The organism is Bacillus sp. FSL K6-1033 (assembly GCF_038630765.1).
Lineage (GTDB): Bacteria > Bacillota > Bacilli > Bacillales > Bacillaceae > Bacillus > Bacillus altitudinis.
Genome location: NZ_CP152041.1, coordinates 1470096 through 1480274, shown reverse-complemented (window position 1 = coordinate 1480274; position 10179 = coordinate 1470096). Strand labels below are relative to the sequence as shown.

Annotated in this window: 11 protein-coding genes; all 11 read right to left on the bottom strand. The window is 42.5% G+C overall.

Annotated elements, in window-relative coordinates:
- Positions 1–61: 61 nt before the first annotated feature.
- The 11 genes from MHH31_RS07515 to MHH31_RS07465 all read right to left on the bottom strand — a co-directional run bounded on the left by MHH31_RS07515 (position 62) and on the right by MHH31_RS07465 (position 10178).
- Entirely contained in the window at positions 62–1390 is a 1329-nt protein-coding gene (locus MHH31_RS07515; protein ID WP_045034243.1) for a solute carrier family 23 protein, read from the bottom strand.
- 155 nt (positions 1391–1545) lie between these two features.
- The gene (gene pyrR / locus MHH31_RS07510) at positions 1546–2088 is read right to left on the bottom strand and encodes a bifunctional pyr operon transcriptional regulator/uracil phosphoribosyltransferase PyrR (RefSeq protein ID WP_007499718.1); all 543 of its coding nucleotides are present in this window, start codon (positions 2086–2088) and stop codon (positions 1546–1548) included.
- Positions 2089–2258: 170 nt separating this feature from the next.
- Positions 2259–3173, bottom strand: coding sequence for an RluA family pseudouridine synthase (locus tag MHH31_RS07505; RefSeq protein WP_024720321.1), 915 nt, complete (start codon positions 3171–3173; stop codon positions 2259–2261).
- Complete coding sequence (gene lspA / locus MHH31_RS07500; RefSeq protein ID WP_008344942.1) at positions 3170–3637, bottom strand: signal peptidase II; 468 nt, start codon at positions 3635–3637, stop codon at positions 3170–3172. Before lspA ends, MHH31_RS07505 begins: the two co-directional genes overlap by 4 nt.
- Before the next feature lie 94 nt (positions 3638–3731).
- Positions 3732–4106 carry a hypothetical protein gene (locus MHH31_RS07495; RefSeq protein ID WP_008344944.1) on the bottom strand — a complete coding sequence of 125 codons (375 nt, stop codon included), beginning with the start codon at positions 4104–4106 and terminating at the stop codon, positions 3732–3734.
- Between the two features lie 160 nt (positions 4107–4266).
- The gene (gene ileS, locus MHH31_RS07490; RefSeq protein WP_159145664.1) at positions 4267–7032 is read right to left on the bottom strand and encodes an isoleucine--tRNA ligase; all 2766 of its coding nucleotides are present in this window, start codon (positions 7030–7032) and stop codon (positions 4267–4269) included.
- A 356-nt stretch (positions 7033–7388) separates the two neighbouring features.
- The gene (locus MHH31_RS07485; protein ID WP_008344947.1) at positions 7389–7883 is read right to left on the bottom strand and encodes a DivIVA domain-containing protein; all 495 of its coding nucleotides are present in this window, start codon (positions 7881–7883) and stop codon (positions 7389–7391) included.
- 26 nt (positions 7884–7909) lie between these two features.
- On the bottom strand, positions 7910–8686 hold the full coding sequence (locus tag MHH31_RS07480; protein ID WP_159145663.1) for an RNA-binding protein: 777 nt from the start codon (positions 8684–8686) through the stop codon (positions 7910–7912).
- Positions 8687–8740: 54 nt separating this feature from the next.
- A complete protein-coding gene (locus tag MHH31_RS07475; protein WP_024720319.1) occupies positions 8741–9022 on the bottom strand; it encodes a YggT family protein in 282 nt (93 codons plus the stop codon).
- A gap of 6 nt (positions 9023–9028) precedes the next feature.
- Positions 9029–9487 carry a cell division protein SepF gene (gene sepF, locus MHH31_RS07470; protein WP_017359354.1) on the bottom strand — a complete coding sequence of 153 codons (459 nt, stop codon included), beginning with the start codon at positions 9485–9487 and terminating at the stop codon, positions 9029–9031.
- A 1-nt stretch (position 9488) separates the two neighbouring features.
- The gene (locus MHH31_RS07465; protein WP_026050091.1) at positions 9489–10178 is read right to left on the bottom strand and encodes a YggS family pyridoxal phosphate-dependent enzyme; all 690 of its coding nucleotides are present in this window, start codon (positions 10176–10178) and stop codon (positions 9489–9491) included.
- Between the last annotated feature and the right edge of the window lies 1 nt (position 10179).

Below are 10179 nucleotides of genomic sequence, written 5' to 3'. Positions count from 1 at the left end.
TTCTCCAAAAGAAGCAGGGGTGCTTTCGCACGTTCTGCTCCGTTTAGAACCCTTGTCAGCCTCACTGGACTTCTTTTAAAAGGTTTTCAGTATTCGATTCATTTGACTCATCATCTTCTGCCTTCTGATGCGGCAGAATCAGGTTTAACAGGACGCCAGTAATGGCAGCGAGTGCCATTCCTGACAGCGTCAGATTGATTTGTTTCACCTCAATGAATGCCCCGCCAATTCCAATGACTAAGATGACTGATGCGATAATGAGATTGCGCTTTTCTTCAAAGTTCACTTTATGATCAATCAGGATTCGCAGTCCGCTTGAGGCTATGATTCCAAAGAGCAGGAACGAAACGCCCCCCATAACCGCGGACGGTACTGTACTGATTAATGCTGAAATTTTCCCAACAAAGCCGAAGCAGATCGCAAACACCGCTGCTCCGCCGATAACGAAGATACTGAACACTCTTGTGATCGCAAGGACACCAATGTTCTCTCCATAAGTCGTTGTTGGAGGTCCGCCGATGAGTGAAGCGAAGATTGTCGCCGCACTGTCTCCTAAAATGGAGCGATGAAGACCTGGCTTTTTAATAAAATCTTGTCCAACAACTTTGCTTAACACGACTTGATGGCCGATGTGCTCAGACATGGTCACAAAGGCAACCGGCACCATCACTGTGAGAATGCTTAAGGTCACAGCAGGTGTATAGTCGACAAATGGCACAACAAAGTCTGGTACAGCAAACCATTTTGCGTCAATGACTGGCTGGAAGTTCACAATACCTTGTGTTAAAGCAAAAAGGTAGCCGCTGATAATGCCGATTAAGACTGGAATCAAGCTAAGGAATCCTCTTAGGAAAATCATACTAATAATGGTGACAGCGAGCGTGAAACCTGCAACCATTAAGTGCTTCAGGCTGTAAACAAGCTCCTTTGCATTTGGATCCACGTACATCGCCATGTTAACAGCTGTTCCAGCGAGTCCGAGTCCGATGACCATAATGACGGGTCCTACAACAACAGGCGGCAGAAGCTTCATTAACCAGCCTGTGCCGAGCCATTTGATAAATAATGCGATGAGTGCATATGCCACACCCGCCATAAAGGCACCTACCATTGCGGCTCCAGGGCCGCCGGTGGCTTTTACATTCAAGATAGGGGCGATAAAGGCAAAGGACGATCCAAGATACGCCGGAATCTGTCCTCTTGTGATGATTAAGTACACAATGGTTCCAACCCCGCTTGAGATGAGCGCAACGGCTGGGCTCATATCAATGATCTTTGGTACAAGAATGGTTGCACCAAACATGGCAAACAAGTGCTGCAGGCTGAGTGACAGCCATGTGAACGGTTTTGGGATATCTCGAATGCCTAAATTGGCTTTTTGCTGACTCATGATTTTCCTCCTAGATGTGTCCTTTTTCATTAAAAAAGCCTCTTTGCGAGTATGCGCAAAGAGGCCTAGAAAAACCGTACACGTCACTTTAGTCGTGTGCTCGGTGTCTCTGTTATTGCCCTCTTTGCAAACTCTCTGGAATGCATTTAAAAAGGTTATTTTTCATATATAGCGACAAGGTCGTTTTGATCTACTTCATTAAGCTGAACCATGACTGTCTCTGCTTTTGATGTCGGGATGTTTTTTCCGATATAATCTGCCCGAATCGGCAGCTCCCGGTGTCCCCGGTCGACTAGAACAGCCAGCTGAATGGAAGATGGTCTTCCTACATCCACAAGCGCATCCATTGCTGCTCTCACCGTTCTGCCTGTGAACAGCACATCATCCACGACAATGAGTGTTTTGTCATTAATGTCAGCTGGAATGTCTGCACCCTTGACAAGCGGGTCTTGATTCTCTGTCTTTTTTGTCAGGTCATCACGGTATAGCGTAATATCCAGTTCACCCACAGTCACGGGGTTTCCTTCTATTTGCTCGATGCGCTCTGCAAGGCGCTTTGCAAGATGAATACCTCTTGTCTTGATCCCGGCCAGGATGACATCCTTCATCCCTTTGTTGCGCTCAATCATTTCATGTGCAATACGGGTAAGCGCTCGTCTTATCGCTTGTTCATCAAGAATAACTGCTTTTTGTTCCATCTTTTACACCTCTTTTTGACAAATAAAAAGCCCCTTCTGCAAAGGGCAGAGAGGGGCGCTCATTTGTGCATACTCGTGCACAAATTGATCCGTTATCCTTCTCAGCCTCTCTGGACTGTTTTAAAGAATCTCAATTTCTTCGTTTATTATTTCAAAAAAAGAACGGCCTGTCAATCGTTATTTCTTAATGAATCGATAAAAGCTTGCATATCAGCTGGAATTGGAGCTGTAAACTCCATATATTCTCCTGTTCTAGGGTGATCAAATCCTAACACGCCTGCATGCAGCAGTTGTCCATTGAAATCAACAGTTTTTCTCGGGCCATATTTTGGATCTCCTGCAAGCGGATAGCCAATGTATTTCATATGAACACGAATTTGGTGGGTTCTTCCTGTTTCAAGGCGGCATTCTACAACGGTAAAGTCTTTAAAGCGCTCCATCACATCAAAATGAGTGACCGCCTGCTTTGCATTTTCTTTTGTGACCGTCATGCTTTGGCGATCTTTTTTGTCTCGACCAATTGGTGCATCAATCGTTCCAGTATCATGCTGAATGATGCCATGAACAACGGCTGTGTATTTTCTAGTGACCGTTTTCGCCACCAGCTGATTGACGAGTGATTCATGCGCCATATCATTTTTTGCGACCATTAAAAGCCCTGACGTATCTTTATCAATCCGGTGGACAATTCCTGGTCTCATCACACCATTAATGCCTGACAAATCATTGCAATGAGCCATGAGGCCATTGACAAGAGTACCTGTCACATGTCCTGGTGCTGGATGAACGACCATTCCTCTTGGTTTATTAACCACTAGTACATCTTCATCCTCATAATAAATATCAAGATCCATTGATTCCGCTTCTACATCTAGTGCTTCTGGATCTGGAATTTCTACTTTGATTTGATCTCCAGCTTGTACTTTATAATTGGCCTTCACTTGTTTTCCATTTACTTCGATGAGCCCATCTTTCACCCACTGTTGGACTTGGGTTCTTGACCATTCTGGTTCAGTTGTGCTTAAAAATTTATCAAGCCGTTCACTCGTTTGTTCTTCTGAAACGGCAATGTTTACTTGATTCATGTAGTTGACTCCTTATTTTTCTTTCCATCTAACAGCATTTGAATAAAGAGCAGAATGACCCCCACACATAGAGAGGAATCTGCGATATTAAAGATTGGATAATGATAATCCCCAAATACGAAATGAGCAAAATCAACCACTTCTTGACGGAAAATACGGTCAATAAAGTTTCCAATTGCTCCGCCAAGCATTAAGGCAAGCGCTACGCCAAGTAGCTTGTCCTTTTGTCCATGTTTTTGCAAATAATAAACAATTCCTGCAATAACAACGAGTGTGATCACATAGAAAAACCACATTTGTCCTTGGAGAATCCCCCATGCGGCTCCTGAATTTCGGTGGGATGTGATGTAAAAGAAGCCATCAATCACAGGAATAGAATCACCGAGCATCATATGTTTGACAATGAGCCATTTTGTTAATTGATCTAAACAAATTATCACGAATGCGATTATGTAATAGAACACACACGTTCCTCCATCTTCATACTTTGGTCTTTATGCATTTTATCAAGAAAACAGGATGGAGTAAAGAAACTTTAGTTGACAGACAAAAACCTCCCTACATGTGGAAGGCTTCAAAATGAGAATCGTTTGATTCATAAGGATAAGGGGTGAATGCTTTTTTCTCGTATTGCTTATGATATAAAAAGTCGTCAGTCGTACGAGCAGTCGGAAGAATACTCATTTGTTCAATAGGCATTGTATGCCCTGTCGCCTCGCATATGCCATAAGTTCCTTGTTCAATTTTTGCAATCGCGAGCGAAACATCTTGCAGTTCTTCTTTAATGTGATAAAGAAGCGTGGTCGTTTTTGCTTGATCGAACGTGACATGTTCAGCGGGTGAACGCAATGATGCATATTCAAACAGTTTCGATTGCAGTTCTTCTCTCATTTGAAGGAGTTCCATGTAAATCGTCTCTAGATCGCCATTCATGTCGCTGTTTCAACTCCTGCCCTGTCGTGATAATCATATTGTTGCCCCGCCTGTTCACTTTAAAGCCATAAGATTTTTCCTTTCGTTCTAAACGCTGTCATTTTCTCTATATCAAAAACGCCCCGCTATATGCGGGGCGCTAGTTGGTGATATCACGCTGTTAATTCTGGTAATATTTCTCCACGATTTCAGCATTTTTGAGCGACAATGTTGGGTATTTTGGATTTGCGCCAACATCTTTTGAAATAATGCGGGAACGTTCGCACAGTTCGCCTTCTGCTTTTTGAACAACAATACGTCCTGATGTGTATTCAGGCGCTGATGCGTCTGCATGCTTCTCATCTTCTACTGTTAACTCAGAAATGATAAAGAGCTGCTTCACATCTTCTTTAATGGATGCAAGAAGGTTTTTCACTTCCTCTGTTGCATAAAGGGTCACACTCGCTTCAAGTGAACGTCCGATGACTTTCTCATTACGCGCAATTTCCAGCGCTTTTAGCACATCGTCACGTACTTCCATAAAGCGGTCAAACTTCACTTCTGTCGCTTCTGCTTGAGGAACAGCTACACCTTCTGGCATATCTGTTAACTGAACACTTGGCTCTTCAACAAAGCTTAAGTGGCTCCATAGTTCATCTGCTGTATGCGGAAGAATTGGTGCTGTTAGCTTCACTAACGCCATTAATGTTTCATAGAAAACCGTTTGCATGCTGCGGCGGTCTGGATGATCCGCATGCTCAATGTATACCACATCTTTTGCAAAATCGAGATAGAAAGAGCTAAGCTCAATCGTACAGAAGTTGTGGATGGCATGATAGACAACCGCAAATTCGTAATCATCATAAGCTTTTTTCACTTTATCAATCAATTTGTTTAATTTGATTAAGATATACTGATCCACTTCGCGAAGCTCTTCGACTGGTACTGCATTGACTGCTGGATCAAAGTCAAACAGGTTACCATGCAAGAAGCGGAACGTGTTACGGATTTTACGATAAACTTCTGCGACTTGTTTTAAAATGTCGTCAGACACTGGATGATCGGCTTGATAGTTGACAGAAGATACCCAAAGTCTAAGAATCTCCGCACCAAGCTGCTTCGCCACTTTCGTCGGATCAATCGTATTGCCTAATGATTTACTCATCTTGCGTCCTTCTTTATCAAGCGTAAAGCCATGGCTGAGAACACCTTTATATGGCGCTTTTCCAGTGACTGCAACTGCTGTAGATAAAGATGAGTTAAACCAGCCGCGATATTGATCAGAACCTTCAAGGTAAAGGTCTGCCGGACGAACCAGGTCATCTCGTTCTTCTAATACCGCTTGGTGAGAAGAACCAGAATCAAACCATACATCCATGATATCTTGCTCTTTCGTAAATTCACCATTCGGGCTGCCTGGATGTGTAAAGCCTTCAGGCAATAATTCTTTTGCTTCTTTTTCAAACCAAATATTCGAGCCATGTTCTCTAAATAATTGAGAGACGTGTTGAATCGTTTCATCTGTGATGATTGGCTCACCATTTTCAGCATAGAAGACTGGGATTGGAACGCCCCATACACGCTGTCTTGAAATGCACCAGTCACCTCTGTCACGCACCATATTGAACAGGCGCGTTTCGCCCCAAGCTGGAACCCATTTCGTTTCTTTAATATTATCTAATAGCGCTTCTCTGAAATCTTTAATGGAAGCAAACCACTGAGCAGTTGCACGATAAATTGTTGGTTTTTTCGTTCTCCAGTCATGCGGATAGGAGTGCGTGATAAAGTCGAGCTTTTTCAATGCGCCTTTTGCTTCAAGCTGTTCTGTGATGGCTTTATTGGCATCCTCGTAGAATATTCCTTCAAAACCAGGTGCTTCTTCTGTCATCACACCTTTTTCATCTACTGGACATAACACATCAAGACCGTACTTCATACTTACGATAAAGTCATCTTCCCCGTGACCTGGCGCTGTGTGAACACAGCCTGTTCCTGCATCTGTTGTGACGTGATCGCCAAGCATCACAAGAGAATCTCTATCGTAAATTGGATGTGCTGCAACGACCTTATCTAATTCTTTACCTTTTAAGGTTTTCACAACTTCGTACTCTTCAAAGCCAAGTGTTTTTGCCACTTGTTCAACTAGCTCAGATGCGATGACATATCGCTCAGCACCCACTTGAAGCACACTGTACTCTAGGTTTGGATGTACACAAATGCCAAGGTTTGCAGGAAGTGTCCAAGGTGTTGTTGTCCAGATGATGAACTGCTCGCCGTTTTCAAGTACGCCTTTGCCATCTTTCACTTTAAATGATACGTAAATCGATGGTGAACGTTTGTCCTTGTATTCAATTTCTGCTTCAGCAAGTGCTGATTCACTTGATGGAGACCAGTTAACAGGCTTAAGACCTTTGTAAATATAGCCTCTTTTCGCCATTTCACCAAAGACAAGAATTTGCTGCGCTTCGTATTCAGGCTTCAATGTCACATATGGATTATCCCAGTCTGCTCTTACGCCCAAACGTTTAAACTGATTGCGCTGACCTTCGATTTGTTTCCAAGCATACTCCTCACATAGTTTACGGAATTCTGCTGTCGACATTTCTTTGCGTTTGACTTTTTTATTTTTCGTAAGGGCTGTTTCAATCGGTAAGCCATGTGTATCCCAGCCCGGTACGTACGGTGCATGGAATCCATTCATTGATTTAAAACGGACAATAAAATCTTTGAGGATTTTATTGAGCGCGTGCCCCATATGAATGTCACCATTCGCATATGGAGGTCCATCATGCAAAATAAAGGTTGGGCGTCCTTTTGTCCGCTCTAAAACCATTTGATAGATGTCTTTTTCTGCCCACTCCTCTTGGATTTCAGGCTCTTTGTTCGGCAAGTTCCCTCTCATCGGGAATTCTGTTTTTGGCATTAATAAGGTGTCTTTGTAGTTCATACCTATTCCTCCACATGCAAATTCGTATTAAAAAACAATAAAAAAAGCCCTCTCATCCCATAAGGGACGAGAAGGCTTGTCTCGCGGTACCACCCTTTTAGACAAGCGCTTTGAAATTGCCGCTTATCCACTCTAAAATCGTAACGTGATCTGACGCCTTTTCTTACTCATTCATTTCAGAAAAGGAACTAAAGGGGTGATCTCATTGCAGCGTTTCGTAATGTCAGGCTTCCACCGTCCCTGATTCGCTTTATTACGCATGTAACCGCTGCGAGTGTCCCTTTCAAACGTTTATCTCTTGTTAATTTATGATGGTATTATATGCAACATGAGCACGTCATGTCAAGGTGATGCGCTTATTCTTTTTCGTCAAAGACAGCGTCAACTTCATATTCCAGCAAATGATCCCAATCATCATTTTTCAGAAGATCAAGCTGAGCTTCGATGAGCATTTGGAAACGAGTTCTAAAGACTTTCGACTGTTTCTTGAGCTCTTCGATTTCCATTGCAATCTTTCTTGATTTTGATAACGCTTCGTTGATAATACGGTCTGCATTTTTCTCAGCTTCACGAATGATCAATTTCGCTTCTTTATCAGAATGACGCTTCACGTCTTCTGCTGCTTCTTGCGCCACAAGAATGGATTTGTTTAATGTTTCTTCAATTGTTGCAAAATGGCCTAGTCTTTCATCAAGCTCGTTGACTTTGTCTTCAAGCTCGTTCTTTTTGCGAAGTACGATCTCGTAATCTTTACGTACTTGGCTTAAAAACTCATTTACTTCATCTTCGTCATAGCCGCGAAAACTTTTTGTGAACGTTTTATTATGAATATCATTAGGTGTTAATGGCACTCTTGCCACCTCCAGATTCAAATTCGTTATGTCAGAAGCTCAAATGTTACTTTGAATTTATCTTTTTTCGTCTTCCCATCAATTGTTTTTAAGCTAAAGCGGCCAAATCCCCTGACAGAGAGCTGATCACCTTCACCAATTGTAAAGGAAGGGTCTTCAGTGACTTTCCAGTTTACTTTGACAAGACCATTTTTGACCAAAAGCTGTGCTTTTTGCCGAGACTGACGGCTGACAGCAGCACATACAGCGTCAAGCCGCAGTGAAGAAATCGTATCTTCTTTGATATCGGTTTTGCTGATGACTGGCTGAAGATCTGCCTTACTGATTTCCTCTAATGAAACAGATGCTCTGCCGACATGCGTCAGCTGAGCCCGAACAAAATCGGCAACATCGCTTGTACAAATAAATTGCACGTTGTCCTCTGAAAACAACAAATCACCGAATTTTTGACGCTTCAGGCCTGTCCCAATGAGCGAACCGAGAAGGTTGGGGTGTTCTATAGAAATAAACTTTTTCGCATAGTTCACCTGAAAACAAGTCAGTTCAAAATCCTGTATGGTCGGTGCTAAATAGTCAGGATAGATCAAAGCCCTTTTTCGCTCCGCTTCCTCATACCCGCCAAAAAACATGAGACCCAGTTCATCAGAATGCTGAATCACGGACTGGGTAATGAACTGCTCACGAGGATCAAGAAAGTCTGTTAATTTCATTCGATATTGTTCGAGTACGATGTTTTTCCAGCCTAATACTTGGTCGACAAATGGCTGTTCGTCTTTTCTAAAATGTTGATAAATATCGCTCATTTTGTTCCCCTTTTATGTAAAAGAGCCTGGCAGATGCCAAGCCCGGCAGCCTGTTTACATGAATCGTACAATCATATTATAAAGACCAGTTAGTCCATACAATGATGCGAAACGAATCACAAGCAATGCCACAATTGGCGAGATGTCAATCATGCCAATTGGCGGAATAATTTTACGGAATGGTTCTAAATACGGTTCGCAAATGTTTGTCAAGAAGCGGCCAATCGCTGTTTCTCTTGCAGATGGTACCCATGACATAAAGATGTAAATAATGATCGCGAATGAGTAAATCGTTAATACAGTCTGTAGAAACTGAAAAATGTAATATAGAGTCACTTTGGTTTACCACCTCTGAGGTTCTTCCTCTGTCAATAGCTCTGATATTGTGCCAGATACATCCACATTATCAGGAGTGCAGAGGAATATATTCGAGCCAATACGCTGAATGTCTCCACCGATTGCATAAACCGTTCCGCTTAAGAAGTCGATGATTCGCTTTGCTTGATCGTGCTGAATGCGCTGCAAATTGACGACGACTGCACGCCGATTTTTAATATGATCTGCAATCTCCTGTGCCTCTGCATAAACACGCGGCTCACTTAACACCACTTTAGAGGATTTTTGCACGCTTTGCAAGCTGACGACATTTTGTTTTCCTGCCTGAGGACGCTCTTGAAATGCCGCTTTATCTTTTGTGTTTTTTTCTTCTTGTGCTGGTTCTCTTTCTTCATCAATATATTCGTACTCATACTCTTCATCATCGAGTGTGAAGAAGCTTTTAAACTTATTTTTTATGCTCATGTCACGCACCTCCTGTTTCATTTCCAACAAGTGAAGAGCCAATCCGAACAAATGTCGCACCTTCTTCAATTGCGATTTCAAAATCGTTTGACATGCCCATCGATAAATGCTGACAAGGTGCATTTACTTGGTTCAGTTGTTTTACCTCTTGTTGAAGGCTTTTTAATGTTTTAAAACAGTTTCGTATCACCGTGTGATCATCTGTAAATGGAGCCATCGTCATGAGTCCAGCAATTTCAATATGTTTGAAATCAGCCAGCTGTTTGACAAATGGAATCACGTCTTCGCTTTGTAAGCCGTGTTTTGACTCCTCAAGTGATGTGTTCACCTGTACAAAACAGCGAACCGTGTGATCCGCTCTTTTTTCAATTTCATTCGCAAGGGACATTCTGTCTAGCGAATGTAAGTAGTCAATGGTCTGAATGACAGATTTCACTTTTCGCGTCTGTAAACTGCCGATGAAGTGCCAGCTAATGTTTTCATCGGTTATGGCTGCCTGTTTTTCAAGTAACCCTTGGTCACGATTTTCACCAAAGTGCAAAATTCCGGCATCCTTGGCTTCTAATGCTCGTTCAATCGAGACATACTTTGTGACAGCGACAACCGATACATCGTCTGGATGTCTACCTGCTCTTTTACATGCTTCGTTTATTTGTTCATTTATTTGTCTGAGATTCTCTCGTACATTCAAT

What these genes read in the sequence shown, in the direction of transcription:
- MHH31_RS07515 (WP_045034243.1), bottom strand. Translation starts at nt 1,390, where the DNA reads ATGAGTCAGCAAAAAGCCAATTTAGGCATTCGAGATATCCCAAAACCG.
- pyrR (WP_007499718.1), bottom strand. Translation starts at nt 2,088, where the DNA reads ATGGAACAAAAAGCAGTTATTCTTGATGAACAAGCGATAAGACGAGCG.
- MHH31_RS07505 (WP_024720321.1), bottom strand. Translation starts at nt 3,173, where the DNA reads ATGAATCAAGTAAACATTGCCGTTTCAGAAGAACAAACGAGTGAACGG.
- MHH31_RS07495 (WP_008344944.1), bottom strand. Translation starts at nt 4,106, where the DNA reads ATGAATGGCGATCTAGAGACGATTTACATGGAACTCCTTCAAATGAGA.
- ileS (WP_159145664.1), bottom strand. Translation starts at nt 7,032, where the DNA reads ATGAACTACAAAGACACCTTATTAATGCCAAAAACAGAATTCCCGATG.
- MHH31_RS07480 (WP_159145663.1), bottom strand. Translation starts at nt 8,686, where the DNA reads ATGAGCGATATTTATCAACATTTTAGAAAAGACGAACAGCCATTTGTC.
- sepF (WP_017359354.1), bottom strand. Translation starts at nt 9,487, where the DNA reads ATGAGCATAAAAAATAAGTTTAAAAGCTTCTTCACACTCGATGATGAA.